Consider the following 15223-nt stretch of genomic DNA (forward strand, 5'->3'; position numbering starts at 1 on the left):
GAGACGTCGTCCCACTTGTCTCATCGTGCCGTTTTCGGATCTGGTTGAACTGCACCGATATTGACGCTCAACTCTCTAAGAAAATGGCGCGAATGTGAACATTTGATTGACCGCCGGTGGACGGGCCGACAAACTCACAGGATGGCTGACTTGAGTGAACAGGCAGCGCTGGTGCAAGTGGTGGAACGGCTGACGGGCATTTTTGCCGGCGTGCCCGCAGAGCGGATCCGGGCTGAAGTAAGCGCTGCGAGCGCTCATTTCGCCGCCAGCCCGATCCGCGACTTCATTCCGTTGCTGGTGGAACGACGTGCCCGGGCGGAACTTGTCCGGGCCGGCCTGGTCGAGGGCGGCAGCTCTGCACTCGCAGGCCCCGAAAGTTTGGCCAGCTAGCGGGTCGGAGCGTCACGGGCCCGGTCGAGCACTGCGGCAAACGGCCCGACGGCGAAGTTGGCGACGGCAGATTCCACTCCGGGGTGCGGATGGGTCGGGGCAATCCGCTCGGCGGCCTGCACCGCGGCGGTGAGCTTCCGGCGGACGCGCAGATGCACCATCATCTCCTCGGCCGTCTCATGGACGGCCAGCAGGGTTCGCAGGGCGGTGAAGGACCTTTCCTGGGCGACCGCATCCGGCGCACCGAGTGCGCCCACCGGGATCCGTACCCGTGGATGGGCAAGGCACAACGCCAGAGGTCTCCGGCGTGATCGGGATCTAGCTGATCCGCTCGATGCCGTCGTCGTTCAGGAACACCATGCGGCCGTCGTCGAGTGCAACCGCCCAGCGCCGCGACTTGGCCGTCTGCTGAGCGTCGACTACCACCTCGACACCAGCGAGATCACCGAAGTCATCCACGATCTGACCGGTCATGCGTGCGTCATCGGTCGTGCGGACCGCGGTGCCGACTTCGAAATCGCCCACATTCATGAACGCAATTAAATACCCAATTGGGCTAAAAGCGGTAGTTACTGGCCAGTTCGTCACAGATTGACACCAGCGGTGGTGCTCAATCCCCCGTCCAGCGCAAGTATCGCTCCGGTCATGAAATTGGTCGCGCGCGACGCCAGATAGATGGCGGCGCCGGCCACATCCTCGAGGCGACCGACACGTCCGACCGGTGTTCCCGCAGCCATTCGGTCACCGGCAGCAGCCATGGTTGCTGCCATCATTTTCGACGGAAACGGCCCCGGCGCTATGGCGTTGCACAGCACTGTAGGCGCCAATTCCAGCGCCAGGTGCCGGGTGAGTTGATGGAGTGCGGCCTTGGACGCCGAATAGGAGAACGTGCCGAGCCGGGGGACCACGAGGCCGTCGATCGAGCCGATGTTGATCACCCGGGCCGGATCATCGGCAACCGAGGCCGCCTCCAGCAACGGCCGGGCCAGCTGGGTGAGCAGGAATGGGGCCTTCACGTTGAGCGTGAGCACTTTGTCGAAGGCGACTCCGGGAAACTCGTCGAACGGTGCGCCCCAGGTTGCTCCGGCGTTGTTCACCAGGATGTGTAGCGCCGATTCGCGGGCAGTGACGCCGTCGATCAGTTCGCGGCACTGTTCTTCTTTGCTGATGTCGGCCGCGATGGCATGCACTTCGCCGAAGTCGGACAGGTATTCCTGGGCTCGGCGGCAACCTTCGGCTTTTCGCGACGAGATGTACACCCGGGCGCCGGCGCGCAAATAGCCTTCGGCGATCATCAATCCGATTCCACTGGTGCCGCCGGTGATCAGCGCGGTCTTTCCGGTGACGGAGAACAGGTCGGGGAACAAGGGGCCTCCTCGATCGGGATATCCGGAAATCTAGACCAGGCGGTCTAGAATTGTGTCGTTATGGCACCTCGATCTTCGGTAACGCACAAAGAGCAGCTGCTACGGCAAGGTATGAAACTGTTCTACGCCAACGGTTTTCGCGGCACGACAGTTGATGCCGTGTTGGAGGCGGCCGGGGTGCCCAAGGGGTCCTTCTATCATCACTTCGGATCGAAAGAAGCGTTCGGGCTGGCGGTTCTCGAGCGCTACATGACGATGCAACTCGATCTGCTGGCCGAGGCCTCCGGGATGGAGTGGGGCAGTGTCACCGCCAAGCTCGACCGGTACTTCGCCACGCTGGTGGAGTTGTTCGTCGCCTCGGGATTTCAGCGCGGATGCCTCGCCGGAAAGTTCTCCACGGAGCTAGCTGCCGGTTCGGAGATCTTCCGGAAGCAGCTGACGCACTCGATCGACGCCTGGCACGACATGCTGACGGTGATGTTGGCACAAGGGCAGCGTGCCGGGGAGATCCGGACGGACCGGGCTGCCGGCGATCTTGCGCACACGGTGCTGGCGCTGGTCCAGGGGGCGTTTGTGATCGCGCTGTCGACGCGGGACGCGACCGCGTTGGAGGCGGTCCGGGCCAGTGTCGGCAGTCTGATCGAGCCGGTTCCGTTGACGGCAGCGCGCTAGACTGCCTAGTCTAGACCGGAACGTCTAGCGCCCGAGAGGTGTCTCATGTCGGCTGCGAATACCGAAATCTGGCAATCCACCGCGTGCATCTTGTGTGAATGTAACTGCGGCATCGTCGTGCAGACCGAAGGGCGCACGCTGGCCCGGATCCGGGGCGACAAGGCGCACCCCGGTAGCCAGGGCTACACCTGCAACAAGGCGCTGCGGCTGGACCATTATCAGAACAATCGGAATCGGTTGACGTCACCGATGCGCCGGCGGCCCGACGGTGGATACGACGAGATCGACTGGGACACCGCCATTGCCGAGATCGCCGCCGGTTTCCGGCGAATCCGTGACGAACACGGTGGCGACAAGGTGTTCTACTACGGCGGGGGCGGGCAGGGTAATCACCTCGGCGGTGCCTACAGCGGCGCTTTCCTCAAAGCTCTGGGCGCCCGCTATCGTTCGAATGCTCTGGCGCAGGAGAAGACCGGCGAACACTGGGTGGACGCGCAACTCTACGGCGGGCACACCCGCGGCGAGTTCGAACATGCCGAGGTCAGCGTTTTTGTGGGCAAGAACCCGTGGATGTCGCAGAGTTTCCCGCGAGCCCGGGTGGTGCTCAACGAAATCGCCAAGGATCCGGCCCGGTCGATGATCGTCATCGATCCGGTGGTCACCGACACCGCGGCCATGGCCGACTTCCATCTGCGGGTGCGTCCCGGTACGGATGCGTGGTGTCTGGCGGCGCTCGCCGCAATCCTGGTGCAGGAGAATCTCTGTGACGAAACGTTTCTCGCTGAGCATGTGCACGGCGCCGACGTGGTCCGCGATGTCCTCCGGGAGGTGCCGGTGGCCGAGTATGCGACGGCGTGCGGGGTGCCGGAGTCGCTGTTGCGCGCGGCCGCCCGCCGGATCGCGGCCGCGGCCAGTGTGTCGGTGTTCGAGGATCTCGGGATCCAGCAAGCCCCGAACAGCACATTGTGTTCCTACCTGAACAAGTTGCTGTGGATACTCACCGGAAACTTTGCCAAAAGAGGTTCGCAGCATCTGCATTCGAGCTTCGCGCCGCTGTTCGGCTCCGGGGGAGTGGGGCGGACCCCGGTGACCGGCGCGCCCGTGATCGCCGGGCTGGTGCCCAGCAATGTGGTGCCCCAGGAGATCCTCACCGATCACCCGGACCGGTTCCGGGCGATGATCGTCGAAAGCAGCAATCCGGCGCACTCGGTGGCAGACTCCGCGACCGTGCGGGCGGCGCTGAATGCGCTGGAACTTGTTGTTGTCATCGACGTCGCGATGACCGAGACCGCACGGCTGGCCGACTACGTGCTACCTGCTTCCAGTCAGTTCGAGAAACCCGAGGCGACGTTCTTCAACCTCGAATTCCCCTGCAATACCTTTCATCTGCGCCATCCCTTGTTTCCACCGGCAGCGGGGACGCTGCCCGAACCCGAGATCTGGGCCAGGTTGGTCCGTGCCCTCGGCGTGGTCGACGACGCCGACCTGGAGCCGCTGCGTCAGGCCGCCGAGCAGGGGCGGGAGTCCTACGCACAGGCGTTCCTGACGGCGGTGTCCAGCGTTGCGATACTGGCCAAGACTGCGCCGTATGTGCTCTACGAGACGCTGGGCCCGACACTGCCCGACGGCATGGCCGGCGCCGCCGCGTTGTGGGGGCTGGCGCAGAAGGCGGCGTGGACCTATCCCGAAGCGGTGTGTCGGGCCGGTCACGCCGACGGCAACGCCTTGTTCGACGCCATCCTGCGGGAACGCTCAGGGGTGACGTTCACCGTGCACGACTACGCCGACGACTGGTCGCTGGTCACACACGACGACCACCGGATCGTGTTGCCGATCCCGGAGATGCTCGAGGAGATGCGGTCTCTGCCAACGACTCCGGTGGCCCTGACCACACCCGAGTTCCCGATCGTGCTCTCGGCGGGGGAGCGGCGGGCCTACACCGCCAATGACATCCTGCGCGACCCGGCTTGGCGTAAACGAGACACCGAAGGTGCTCTACGGGTGAGCGAGCTGGACGCCGAGAGGCTGGGTCTGGTGCCCGGAGAGCGGGTCCGGATCAGCACCGCAGCCGGCTCGGCGGAAGCTGTCGTGGAGGTCAGCCCAGCCATGCAACCCGGCCATGCCGCACTTCCCAACGGATACGGACTCGATTTCGGTGACGAGCACGGCAACACGCAGGTGCCCGGGGTGGCGCCGAATGGGTTGACCTCCACCGAATGGCGGGACGCCTACGCCGGGACGCCGTGGCACAAACATGTACCGGCGCGGATCGAAGCGACCGGTCGGCCGGCGCCGTAGTCACCGTCGCAGGGTTTCGTGCGGGGACTCGCCGAAGGTCAGCCGGTATGCGGCGGCGAAGCGGCCGGTGTGGGCAAATCCCCACTTCGCGGCCGTCGCTGCGACGGTCACCGAGTTGCGTGCTGCGGCAAGCAGTTCGTTGTGGGCGCGGGCAAGCCGCACCTGTTTCAGGTAGCCGATGGGGGTGGTCGCCAGGTGCCTGCGAAACATGTATTGCACGGCACGTGGGGTGAGGTAGACGGCGGCGGCGATATCGGAGACCCCGATATCGCGGTGGGCGTTGTCGCGAATGAAGTCGATGGCGGCATCCAGAGATGCGGGTCTGACTCCGCCGGTGGTGCGGGGCACCGTGACCTCGGATGTTGCCGTATTGGGGAAGGCGGCCAACACGGCGCTGGCCAGCAGTCGGCCCGCCGCGCCGATGATCAGTGGCGTCGCCGTGGCGGCCTCCGCCAACACCACCGTGTTGAGGAATCGGGCGGTGTCGGTGAACATGCGCGCCGTCACGCTACTGACGGGATGGTGGCCGATGAAATGCACGATGGCGCCAGGATCGGCCATGGCCGCCTCGGTGAGCAAGGTGGGGTCCAGTGTCATCGACGTCAGCGACGCATCGGTCAAGCGGGTGCTCGACCAGCCGTTGTCACCCTGCACCAAAGTGACCGAATCTGTTTCGGCGACGATGTTGTGTCCCCGGGCCGAACATTCGAGCCGGCCCGCGCGGGGCAGGTGAATCGTCGTCGATGTCATGCCGGTCATCCGGGTGCGCAGTGCGCCCCGTTGCACGATGCGTTCCATCGCGAACCGTCGTGTTGAGGTCCTGGCGTGTCGGTAGTGCATCCTGGGTGCCGTGTTGTCATCGGACTTGTCGACTCGCACTGTGGTGCCGTAGGCCGAGGTGAGGAAGTCGGCCATCGCCGTCCGGTCGCTGGTGTTGATCTCCAGACGCTCAACGGCGTCCGGGACATGATGTGCGACCATCCGATGCAGTCTCGATCTCTGCAGCATTGGCGGCCTGCGTGCAGTGTTGTGACTCTGTGTATCCAGCCTACGCCGGACACCGGTCACCTGCGGAGATGGCCAAATTGACGGTCGCAAATGTTACGTCGACGTCAGATTTGTTTCCGTAACGGCGGGTATTCGGTGGCCGATGTCAACGATGGTGTCGGGGCACTCTGAAGAGCAGGCGAACTTGAAGAAGAGCAACACCATGCAGCACGAACTCGAACCGTATTTCGATGATGTACAGGCCCACTACGACCTGTCCGACAGATTCTTCGATCTGTTCCTGGACCCCACCCGGACCTACAGTTGCGCCTACTTCGCCCGGGATGACATGTCCCTGCACGAGGCGCAGCTGGCCAAGATCGACCTCTCGCTGTCCAAGCTGGACTTGCGCCCGGGAATGACGTTGCTCGACGTCGGCTGCGGCTGGGGTGCCACGATGCTGCGGGCAGTGGAGTCCTACGACGTCAACGTCGTCGGTTTGACCTTGAGCCGCAACCAGGCCGCCGCGGTGCAGCGCCGGTTCGCGACATCGGACAGCCCGCGATCCAAGCGAGTGTTGTTGGGAGGCTGGGAGCAATTCGACGAGCCCGTCGACCGGATCGTGTCGATCGGTGCGTTCGAGCACTTCGGCCGGGAACGCTACGACGATTTCTTCGGCTTTGCCCACCGCGTGCTGCCCGCCGGCGGGGTGATGATGTTGCACACCATCACGGTGTGCTCCGCGGAAGAGTTCAAGAACATCAAGGTCACGATGTCCTTGCTCAAGTTCATCAAGTTCATCATGGACGAGATCTTTCCGGGCGGCCGGCTTCCGTCGGCCCAGGACGTCGAAAAGTATTCAGCCGCAGCAGGATTCCGGTGCAACCGGGTGCAGTCGCTGCGCCCCCACTACGCCAGGACGCTGGACCTGTGGGCCCAGGCGCTGCAGGCGCGCCGGGACCAGGCCATCGCGATCCAGTCGGAGGCCGTTTACGACCGCTACCTGCGGTATCTGACCGGCTGCGCGGACCTCTTCCGCAACGGCAACACCGACGTCTGTCAGTTCACCCTGGTCAAGGGGACATAGCTGCGGGTGTCGTTCTGATCTAATCCCGGCATGAATTCGACACGTTCGCGCCGGGGGCCGGTTACCCGCGACGCCACCGGTGCCGGCGCCGCCGAAGCGTTTGTCCTGATCGCGGTCGCCACCATCCTGCTGACCCGGGGCTATCTCGAGATGACCGGCTATCCGCAGATCGGTGGCGGCGAACTGCACATCGCGCATGCGCTGTGGGGTGGCGCACTCATGATGATCGCGCTGCTGATCGGCTGGATGACGCTGGGGTTCGGGGCCCGGGTCACCGCGGTGCTGCTCGGCGGTATCGGTTTCGGCCTGTTCCTCGACGAGGTCGGCAAGTTCGTCACCAAGACCAACGACTACTTCTACGGCCCGTCTGCCGAGATCATGTACATCCTGGTGGTGCTCATCCTGGTCACAGCCCGGGTGGTGCGTGACATGCGGCCGCTGACCGACCGCGAGTGCCTGGCCTCGGCGTCGGCGATCGCCACCGAAGGCCTGGCGCGGGGGCTGCCCGATCATCGCCGGGCGATCGGGCTGCGGCTCGCCGACGCGGCACTCCAGGGCGGTGCCCCCGCCCAGAATGTCGAACAGGTTCGGGCACTGCTCGTCTCGGCGGACACGGCCTCGGATCGGCTCTACCGCTTCCAGCGCTGGCTGCCCACCCTGGTCCCGGGATTCTTCCGGAGCCCGCGTTGGGTCACCGTCCTCGGCTGGCTGATGGTGATCGGCGCCGTCAGCAGCGTGCTCTTCGCGGTGCTCGACCTTGCGTTCGGCAGCTACCTCTACGTCGGAGACGATGCCGATGCCGGGCTGGAACCCACGTCGGCGGCTTCGATCATCCTGCTGGCAAACGCCTGCCTGACAGCAGGATTTGCCCTGCCGGCGATGATCGGCCGGCGGCGGGACCGGGCTGCGGTGTGGCCGTTGCGCTGGCTGCGCAACGCCGCACTGGTGTTCACGTTCCTCAATGCGCTTGTCGACTTCGCCACCAACGGGTTCGGGGCGCTGGCCAATATGGCCGTCGGGTTGTTCACCTTGGCGGTGCTCACCTACCAGCTGGATGTGGCGGCGCGCGCTCAGGCGGCGCGGTCGGTGAGCAGCGTTCAGACCGCGGCCAGATAGCGCCTGGTGACGATCTGCTGAACCAGCCGCAGCCCGGGTGTGGCAATGGTCGCCCACCAGGTGTTGGGCCGGGAAAAAGCCGAGACCTCCGAATGCACCGTGTTGTCGGCCGGGTCGTAGCGCACCGCAAACCGCTCCTCACCGCTCACCGGATGCCCGGGAAGCGTGCCGTAGGCAAAGCCGCGCCGATTCGGTTCGTCGATCACATAGACCACCCGGCACGGTGCGGCAAAGGGACCGAACTCTCCCAAGACCAGCGACCCCACCTCGGCCACGTCGGTGCTGGCGGTCACCGACACTCCCGCGCCGCGCAACATGCCGTAGCGCAGCACCGCCGCGGCGGCCTGTTCGAAGCGGTCGCGGCCGGTGCCGATACACCTCGACACCGCCAGGTGGCGGTAGCCGGCAGGCAGGTCCGTCCCCGACGCCGTCGCCCCCACCTCGCGATAAGTCAGCGGCAGATCCGACAGGTCAGCAAGCTTCACCGTCGCCACCCTCTCTCTTCTCTGCGCACCTGCTGTTTCCCGCGATCGGGACCGCAGCAGGGTAGGTAGCCGTCCACCGTATCGTCCGCCGGTAGGCCGGTGGCTGGTCCGTCCGGATACGGTGTGACGGTGGCGAGCACACATCCGGGCGGCGGTTTCAACCCGCCTGAACCGACCACCAAGGGGGGACCCGACTACGGGCGATTCGTCGCCGCGGTGCGGGCACTGCAAGATCACGCACGCGCCGCCGACGCACCCGACGAGGTGATCACCGAGGCGGCCGGACTGTTGGAGAAGGCGGCGGCGCTGCTGGCCCCGTACGACGCCGACGAATGGGCCTCGCCCTCCGGGCGGCGGCTGGATCTGCCGAACCGGGGCAACATCCTCTCGGTTCCGATGGACCTGGCCAAAGGGGCCGACGGCCGCGTGCACGGCACCCTGCGGTTCGCCCGGTTCCATCTCGGCCGCAATGGCGCCGTCCACGGCGGCGCACTGGCCTTGGCGTTCGATTCGGTGCTCGGCTACTCCACCGCGGTCCTCACCGGCAGCCTGTACCAGCGAACGGCCTACCTGCATGTCGACTACCGCAGGATCGTGCCCGTCGAACACACGCTCACCGTCGATGCCGGCATCACCGGCGACGAGGGCCGCAAGATCTTTGTCGAAGCGGCGCTGCGCGACGGTGACGACGTGGTCGCCGAAGCGCACGCCCTGTTTGTCCGACTCAAGCCGGGGCAGCCGTGAAACAGACCCTGAAGAAGATCCCGGACAAGTGGGCCAGCTGGCGGGATCAGCTCCGGGACCGCTCCGCACTGGACCTCGGCTACCGCATCGCCGTAGGTGTGGTCGGCGGTCTGGTCCTGATCGTCGGGATCATCGCCATCCCGTACCCCGGTCCCGGCTGGGCCATCGTCTTCCTCGGGCTGGGCATCTTGGCCACCGAATTCGAGTTCGCCCGCCGCGCCCTGGTCTATGTGAGGCACCGATATGACACGGTGATGGCGTGGTTCGGCAAACAAGGTCTGTGGGTCAAGGTGCTCGGCGTGGTGTTCACCTGCGCGGTGGTGCTGGCGACCACGTGGTTGCTGGGTGCGGTCGGTTGGATGGCCGGACTGGTCGGGATCGACTGGCCGTGGCTGCAAAGCCCGATCGGCCTGGGGTCCTGAGGTCAAACCCGGTAGCCGAACACCGATAGCATGGTCGCGACCAATTCGTCCCCTGCACGAGTGGAGAACAACCCATGAGCGCCCCCGCACAGCAAGCCTCAGCCGACCTCCTCCGGGTCCCGGCCGGGACTACGGCCGGCGCGGCGGTGCGCGAGGCCGGATTGCCCAGCCGGGGCGAACCCGACGCGATCGTCGTGGTGGCCGACGCCGAGGGGAAACTGCGCGACCTGTCCTGGGTGCCGGAGGCCGATGTCGAAGTCACTCCGGTGGCCGCCAACACCGAGGACGGGCGAAGTGTCCTGCGGCATTCGTGTGCGCACGTACTGGCCCAGGCGGTGCAGGATCTGTTCCCCGACGCCAAGCTGGGCATCGGCCCGCCGATCACCGACGGCTTCTACTACGACTTCGATGTGCCCGAGCCGTTCACGCCCGAGGATCTGGAGAAGCTCGAAAAGCGGATGCAGAAGATCGTCAAGGACGGTCAGCTGTTTGCCCGTCGGGTCTACGAGTCCAAGGACGAGGCGCGCGCCGAGCTGGCCGGTGAGCCGTTCAAGCTCGAACTGGTCGACGACAAGTCCGGCGACGCCGACATCATGGAAGTCGGCGGCGATGAGCTGACCGCTTACGACAACCTCAATCCGCGTACCCGGGAACGCATTTGGGGTGACCTCTGCCGCGGCCCGCACATCCCCACCACCAAGTACATCCCGGCGTTCAAGCTCACCCGTAGCTCGGCCGCGTACTGGCGCGGCGATCAGAACAACGCCAGCCTGCAGCGGATCTACGGCACCGCCTGGGAATCCCAGGAGGCCCTCGACCGGCACCTCGAGTTGATCGAGGAGGCGCAGCGTCGTGACCACCGCAAGCTGGGCGTGGAGCTGGACCTCTTCAGCTTCCCGGATGAACTCGGCTCCGGCCTGCCCGTTTTCCACCCCAAGGGTGGTGTGGTGCGCCGCGAACTCGAGGATTACTCGCGCCGCAAGCACGCCGCCGCCGACTACGAGTTCGTCAACACCCCGCACATCACCAAAGAGCAGCTCTACATCACCTCCGGCCACCTCGAGTGGTACGCCGACGGCATGTTCCCCCCGATGCACATCGATGCCGAGCTCAACCCCGACGGCACCGTGCGCAAACCGGGGCAGGACTACTACCTCAAACCGATGAACTGCCCCATGCACCACCTGATCTACCGCTCCCGGGGCCGCTCGTACCGCGAACTGCCGTTGCGGCTCTTCGAATTCGGTTCGGTGTATCGCTACGAGAAATCCGGCGTGGTGCACGGCCTGACCCGGGTCCGCGGGATGACCCAGGACGACGCGCACATCTACACCACCCGTGAGCAGATGCGCGACGAGCTGACGTCGCTGCTGCAGTTTGTGCTCGACCTGCTCAGTGACTACGGCCTCGACGACTTCTACCTCGAACTGTCCACCAAGAACCCGGAGAAGTCCGTCGGCTCCGACGAGATGTGGGACGAGGCCACCGAGACACTGCGCGAAGTCGCCGAGGCCTCCGGACTGCACCTGGTGCCGGATCCGGGCGGCGCCGCGTTCTATGGCCCGAAGATCTCGGTGCAGGTCAAGGATGCGCTGGGCCGGAACTGGCAGATGTCGACCATCCAGCTCGACTTCAACATGCCCGACCGCTTCGAGCTGGAGTACACCGCCGCCGACGGCAGCCGGCAGCGGCCGGTCCTGATCCACCGGGCCTTGTTCGGTTCCATCGAGCGGTTCTTCGGAGTGCTCACCGAGCACTACGCCGGAGCGTTCCCGGCGTGGCTGGCGCCGGTGCAGGTGGTGGGGATCCCGGTTGCCGACGCCCATGTCGACTACCTGAAAGAGGTTGTCGCCGAACTCAAAGCGCTCGGGGTGCGGGCCGAGGTGGACGCCAGCGACGACCGGATGGCGAAGAAGATCGTCAACCAGACCAACCAGAAGGTGCCGTTCATGCTGCTCGCAGGTGACCGGGACGTCGAGGCGGGTGCCGTCAGCTTCCGGTTCGGTGACCGCACCCAGATCAACGGGGTGCCCAGGGCCGAAGCGATCGCCACGATCGTGCGGTGGATCTCTGATCGGCGCAACGACGCGCCGACCGCGGAATCCGTCGACGCGCTCGGCGAAGCAGGTAGCGCAACGTGAGAGCAACACCGTGAGTGGGGAATCGGGGGGCGAGGCACCTGAGGTCCTCGTTGATATCGGTACCGGTGAACGCGACCATCTGCAGCGGCTGTGGACGCCACACCGGATGAGCTACATCACCGAGTCGCCCATGAAGAAGGGCGACGGCAGCGGGTCTTCGGGGTCCGCCAAATCCGAGCAGCCCTTCACCGACATCCCGGAGATGACCGACGAAGAGGGTCTGATCATCGCCCGCGGCGAGCTCGTCTACGCCGTCCTCAACCTCTATCCGTACAACCCGGGTCACTTGATGGTGGTGCCCTACCGTCGGGTCGCCGAGCTCGAAGAGTTGACGACAGCGGAGAGCAGTGAACTGATGGCCTTCGCGCAGAAGGCGATTCGGGTCATCAAGACGGTGTCGCAGCCGCATGGCTTCAACGTCGGGCTCAACCTGGGAGCCTCGGCCGGCGGGTCGCTGGCCGAGCATCTGCACATGCACGTGGTGCCGCGCTGGGGCGGGGACGCGAACTTCATCACCGTCATCGGCGACACCAAGGTGATCCCGCAGCTGCTGCGCGACACCCGGGAACTGCTGGCTGCCGAATGGAGCCGTCAGGGCGGGCCGTCATGAGTGGCTTCTATCTGACGTCTCGCGCCGCGTACGCCAAGTTGTCGCGGCCGGTGGCCAAGCTGGCGTTGCGGGCCGGATTCACCCCCGACAGCATCACCATCATCGGTACGGCGGGAAGTGTGATCGCCGCGCTGACCTTGTTCCCCATCGGTCAGCTGTGGTGGGGCGGCTTCACGGTGGCGGTTTTTGTCCTCGCCGACATGCTCGACGGGGCGATGGCGCGGGAACGCGGATACGGCTCTCGATTCGGATCGGTGCTCGACGCCACCTGCGACCGGATCGCCGACGGTGCGGTGTTCTGTGGCCTGCTCTGGTGGGCGGCGTTCGGCATGCAGAGTGCGTCTCTGGTGGTGGCGACGTTGATCTGCCTGGTCACCTCGCAGGTGATCTCCTACATCAAGGCCAGAGCGGAGGCCAGCGGCCTCGACGGTGGCGGCGGGCTCATCGAGCGCCCGGAACGGTTGCTCATCGTCCTCAACGGTGCCGGCCTGTCCGGCCTGTTCGGGGTGCCACTGCTGCTGCATGTGGCCATGTGGTGCCTGGCGGTGGCCAGCCTGGTCACCGTCGCCCAGCGGATCCATCGGGTCCGCTGTTCGCCGGGAGCCATGGATCCGCTGCCGCATCAGAGCGCGGGTTCCGAGGCAACGCCGGACAATCCTGAAGCGAGCGGAAACTGATGTCGACACCACCGGTGAGCGACCGGAACACCGCCAAGTTCCCGGGGCTCCGGCTGCCCACCGGCGAGCAGTTCACCGACTGGGGCTATGCCGCGGGGTGGCGGTTGGTGCGGGCGCTGCCGGAAGCGGTTGCGCGCAGCACCTTCGACGCCGGCGCCCGGTACGCCGCCCGCGGCGGCGGACCCGAGCAGCTCCGTAAGAACCTGGCGCGGGTGCTCGGGGTGGCGCCGGAGGCGGTGCCGGCATCACTGATGGAGGCATCGCTGGCCTCATACGCTCGGTACTGGCGGGAGGCGTTCCGGCTGCCGTCGATGGACCTGCCGGCCGTGGCGGCACGTCTGGATGCGGTGTTCATCGGCGCCGACAATCTGCAGGCCGCGCATGACGCCGGTCGCGGTGGGGTGCTGGCATTGCCGCACAGCGGTAACTGGGACATGGCCGGGGTATGGCTGGCGCAGAAGTTCGGTACCTTCGCCACCGTCGCCGAACGTCTCAAACCCGAGTCACTGTTCCACCGGTTCGTGGCGTACCGGGAGAGTCTGGGTTTTGAGGTCTTCCCGCTCTCCGGCGGTCAGCGCCCACCCATCGAGGTGCTCTCCGAACGGTTGCGCGACAACGTGTTCGTCTGCCTGATGGCCGAACGTGACCTCACCCGCAACGGGGTCGAGGTGGACTTCTTCGGAGAGAAGACCCGGATGCCGGCAGGCTCGGCCAAGCTGGCCATCGCCACCGGCGCACCGCTACACCCGGCGCACGTGTACTACGACGGTGACGACTGTGTGGTGCAGGTGTTCGACGCCCTCGACACCAGCTCCGGCGACGTCGACGCCATCACGCAGGCGCTGGCCGACCGGTTCGCCGAGAACATCGCCGCCCACCCCGAGGACTGGCACATGATGCAGCCGCAATGGCTTGCCGATCTGTCCGTGGAACGCCGGGCGCGGCTGGAGTCCTGATGCGCATCGGCATGGTGTGCCCGTACTCGTTCGATGTGCCGGGCGGCGTGCAGTCCCACGTGCTGCAACTGGCCAAGGTGATGCGTGAACGCGGCCACGACGTCAGTGTGCTCGCCCCGGCATCGCCCGAGGCCCAGACCTGGCTGCCCGACTACGTCGTCTCCGGCGGCAAGGCCATTCCGATCCCGTACAACGGCTCGGTGGCCCGACTGCGATTTGGGCCCGCAGCTCACCGCATGGTGAAGAAGTGGCTGGTCAAGGGTGAGTTCGACGTGCTGCACCTGCATGAGCCGAACGCCCCGAGTTTGTCGATGCTGGCGCTGCAGGCGGCCGAAGGGCCGATCGTCGCCACCTTTCACACGTCGACCACGAAGTCGTTGACGCTCAGCGTGTTCCAGGGAATCCTGAAGCCGGCGCACGAGAAGATCGTCGGCCGCATCGCGGTCTCGGATCTGGCTCGACGGTGGCAGATGGAGGCGCTGGGCTCGGACGCCGTCGAGATCCCCAACGGTGTCGAGGTGGCACAGTTCGCCTCGGCGGCGCCGCTGCCCGGCTATCCGAAACCGGGGAAATCGGTGTTGTTCCTGGGGCGCTACGACGAACCACGCAAAGGCATGTCGGTGTTGCTGGCCGCCCTGCCCACCCTGGTGGCCCGGTTCCCCGATATCGAAGTCCTCATCGTCGGACGCGGTGATGAGGACGAATTGCGCTCACAGGCAGGCGATCTCGCATCGCATCTGCGTTTCCTCGGCCAAGTCGACGATGAGGAGAAGGCGTCGGCGCTACGCAGCGTCGACGTGTACTGCGCTCCGCACACCGGCGGCGAGAGTTTCGGCATCGTATTGGTGGAGGCCATGGCAGCCCGCACCGCGGTGGTGGCCAGCGATCTCGATGCTTTCCGGCGGGTGTTGTCCGACGGCAGCTCCGGAAGGCTGGTCCCGGTGGATGATTCGGAAGCGATGGCCGATGCGCTGATCGAGGTGCTGTCCGACGACTCGCTGCGGCACCGGTACATCGAGGCCGCCGCCGAAGCGGTCCAGCGGTACGACTGGTCGGTGGTCGCCGGACAGATCATGCGGGTGTATGAGACGGTGGCCGGTTCCGGGATCAGAGTTCAGGTGGCCGGCTAGATGGAGTGGCTGGTCATCGCGGTTGTTGTGGTACTCGTCTTGGCGCTTGCCGGAGGATGGGCCTACCAGACCGCCAATCGGCTCGACCGGCTCCATGTCCGGTACGACCTGTCCTGGCAGGCGCTCGACGCGGCGCTGGGC

General features: G+C 65.8%; 16 protein-coding genes and 2 pseudogenes. 13 read left to right on the forward strand and 5 right to left on the reverse strand.

Annotation, left to right across the window (positions count from 1 at the left end; all coding sequences use genetic code 11):
* The first annotated feature begins 141 nt into the window (after nt 1-141).
* Nucleotides 142-390: a three-helix bundle dimerization domain-containing protein gene (locus WBB07_RS23395; protein WP_526311045.1), complete on the forward strand. Its 249-nt coding sequence runs from the start codon at nt 142-144 to the stop codon at nt 388-390.
* On the opposite strand, the pseudogene WBB07_RS23400 reads toward WBB07_RS23395, so the two are convergent.
* From WBB07_RS23400 to WBB07_RS23410, 3 genes and pseudogenes are all read right to left on the reverse strand, one after another.
* Nucleotides 387-638: pseudogene (locus WBB07_RS23400) on the reverse strand (hemerythrin domain-containing protein); the annotation flags it as partial. The gene WBB07_RS23395 and the pseudogene WBB07_RS23400 overlap by 4 nt on opposite strands.
* A gap of 70 nt (nt 639-708) precedes the next feature.
* A complete protein-coding gene (locus tag WBB07_RS23405; RefSeq protein WP_526311047.1) occupies nt 709-921 on the reverse strand; it encodes a hypothetical protein in 213 nt (70 codons plus the stop codon).
* A gap of 53 nt (nt 922-974) precedes the next feature.
* Complete coding sequence (locus WBB07_RS23410) at nt 975-1757, reverse strand: SDR family oxidoreductase (protein WP_526311049.1); 783 nt, start codon at nt 1755-1757, stop codon at nt 975-977.
* Nucleotides 1758-1817: 60 nt separating this feature from the next.
* Here WBB07_RS23410 and WBB07_RS23415 point away from each other — a divergent pair, with 60 nt between their 5' ends.
* Nucleotides 1818-2429, forward strand: coding sequence for a TetR/AcrR family transcriptional regulator (locus tag WBB07_RS23415; RefSeq protein WP_526311051.1), 612 nt, complete (start codon nt 1818-1820; stop codon nt 2427-2429).
* A 45-nt stretch (nt 2430-2474) separates the two neighbouring features.
* Nucleotides 2475-4727 (forward strand): molybdopterin-dependent oxidoreductase, encoded by a 2253-nt coding sequence (locus tag WBB07_RS23420; RefSeq protein ID WP_526311053.1) that lies wholly within the window; start codon nt 2475-2477, stop codon nt 4725-4727.
* Here the strand turns inward: WBB07_RS23420 and WBB07_RS23425 are convergent, their stop codons facing one another.
* Entirely contained in the window at nt 4728-5708 is a 981-nt protein-coding gene (locus WBB07_RS23425; RefSeq protein ID WP_526311055.1) for a helix-turn-helix transcriptional regulator, read from the reverse strand.
* Between the two features lie 229 nt (nt 5709-5937).
* On the opposite strand from WBB07_RS23425, the gene WBB07_RS23430 reads away from it, so the two are divergent.
* Nucleotides 5938-6801, forward strand: coding sequence for a cyclopropane mycolic acid synthase family methyltransferase (locus WBB07_RS23430; protein ID WP_526311073.1), 864 nt, complete (start codon nt 5938-5940; stop codon nt 6799-6801).
* 30 nt (nt 6802-6831) lie between these two features.
* On the forward strand, nt 6832-7917 hold the full coding sequence (locus tag WBB07_RS23435) for a hypothetical protein (protein WP_526311057.1): 1086 nt from the start codon (nt 6832-6834) through the stop codon (nt 7915-7917).
* On the opposite strand, the gene WBB07_RS23440 is transcribed toward WBB07_RS23435, so the two are convergent.
* On the reverse strand, nt 7899-8402 hold the full coding sequence (locus WBB07_RS23440; protein WP_526311059.1) for a DUF1990 domain-containing protein: 504 nt from the start codon (nt 8400-8402) through the stop codon (nt 7899-7901). The two genes, WBB07_RS23435 and WBB07_RS23440, sit on opposite strands and share 19 nt — an antisense overlap.
* Nucleotides 8403-8525: 123 nt before the next feature.
* Between WBB07_RS23440 and WBB07_RS23445 the strand changes: the two genes are divergently transcribed.
* The 8 genes and pseudogenes from WBB07_RS23445 to WBB07_RS23480 all read left to right on the forward strand — a co-directional run.
* Nucleotides 8526-9146 (forward strand): PaaI family thioesterase, encoded by a 621-nt coding sequence (locus tag WBB07_RS23445; RefSeq protein WP_526311075.1) that lies wholly within the window; start codon nt 8526-8528, stop codon nt 9144-9146.
* Nucleotides 9143-9568 carry a TIGR02611 family protein gene (locus WBB07_RS23450; protein WP_526311061.1) on the forward strand — a complete coding sequence of 142 codons (426 nt, stop codon included), beginning with the start codon at nt 9143-9145 and terminating at the stop codon, nt 9566-9568. The genes WBB07_RS23445 and WBB07_RS23450 overlap by 4 nt, the downstream gene beginning before the upstream one ends.
* A 74-nt stretch (nt 9569-9642) precedes the next feature.
* Nucleotides 9643-11709 (forward strand): threonine--tRNA ligase, encoded by a 2067-nt coding sequence (gene thrS, locus WBB07_RS23455; protein ID WP_526311063.1) that lies wholly within the window; start codon nt 9643-9645, stop codon nt 11707-11709.
* Between the two features lie 10 nt (nt 11710-11719).
* On the forward strand, nt 11720-12319 hold the full coding sequence (locus WBB07_RS23460; protein ID WP_526311065.1) for an ATP adenylyltransferase: 600 nt from the start codon (nt 11720-11722) through the stop codon (nt 12317-12319).
* Entirely contained in the window at nt 12316-12996 is a 681-nt protein-coding gene (gene pgsA / locus WBB07_RS23465; RefSeq protein WP_526311067.1) for a phosphatidylinositol phosphate synthase, read from the forward strand. Before WBB07_RS23460 ends, pgsA begins: the two co-directional genes overlap by 4 nt.
* Nucleotides 12996-13952 (forward strand): phosphatidylinositol mannoside acyltransferase, encoded by a 957-nt coding sequence (locus WBB07_RS23470; RefSeq protein WP_526311069.1) that lies wholly within the window; start codon nt 12996-12998, stop codon nt 13950-13952. Before pgsA ends, WBB07_RS23470 begins: the two co-directional genes overlap by 1 nt.
* Nucleotides 13952-15082: a glycosyltransferase family 4 protein gene (locus WBB07_RS23475; RefSeq protein ID WP_526311071.1), complete on the forward strand. Its 1131-nt coding sequence runs from the start codon at nt 13952-13954 to the stop codon at nt 15080-15082. Before WBB07_RS23470 ends, WBB07_RS23475 begins: the two co-directional genes overlap by 1 nt.
* Nucleotides 15083-15223: pseudogene (locus tag WBB07_RS23480) on the forward strand (exopolyphosphatase); the annotation flags it as partial.

The sequence above is a fragment of the Mycobacterium sp. genome, from assembly GCF_049647605.1.
Taxonomy (GTDB): Bacteria; Actinomycetota; Actinomycetes; order Mycobacteriales; family Mycobacteriaceae; genus Mycobacterium.

Bases quoted from the DNA above. Each gene is read 5' to 3' on its own strand.
- WBB07_RS23395 (WP_526311045.1), top strand. From the start codon at position 142: ATGGCTGACTTGAGTGAACAGGCAGCGCTGGTGCAAGTGGTGGAACGG.
- WBB07_RS23405 (WP_526311047.1), bottom strand. From the start codon at position 921: ATGAATGTGGGCGATTTCGAAGTCGGCACCGCGGTCCGCACGACCGAT.
- WBB07_RS23415 (WP_526311051.1), top strand. From the start codon at position 1,818: ATGGCACCTCGATCTTCGGTAACGCACAAAGAGCAGCTGCTACGGCAA.
- WBB07_RS23420 (WP_526311053.1), top strand. From the start codon at position 2,475: ATGTCGGCTGCGAATACCGAAATCTGGCAATCCACCGCGTGCATCTTG.
- WBB07_RS23425 (WP_526311055.1), bottom strand. From the start codon at position 5,708: ATGGTCGCACATCATGTCCCGGACGCCGTTGAGCGTCTGGAGATCAAC.
- WBB07_RS23430 (WP_526311073.1), top strand. From the start codon at position 5,938: ATGCAGCACGAACTCGAACCGTATTTCGATGATGTACAGGCCCACTAC.
- WBB07_RS23435 (WP_526311057.1), top strand. From the start codon at position 6,832: ATGAATTCGACACGTTCGCGCCGGGGGCCGGTTACCCGCGACGCCACC.
- thrS (WP_526311063.1), top strand. From the start codon at position 9,643: ATGAGCGCCCCCGCACAGCAAGCCTCAGCCGACCTCCTCCGGGTCCCG.
- pgsA (WP_526311067.1), top strand. From the start codon at position 12,316: ATGAGTGGCTTCTATCTGACGTCTCGCGCCGCGTACGCCAAGTTGTCG.
- WBB07_RS23470 (WP_526311069.1), top strand. From the start codon at position 12,996: ATGTCGACACCACCGGTGAGCGACCGGAACACCGCCAAGTTCCCGGGG.
- WBB07_RS23475 (WP_526311071.1), top strand. From the start codon at position 13,952: ATGCGCATCGGCATGGTGTGCCCGTACTCGTTCGATGTGCCGGGCGGC.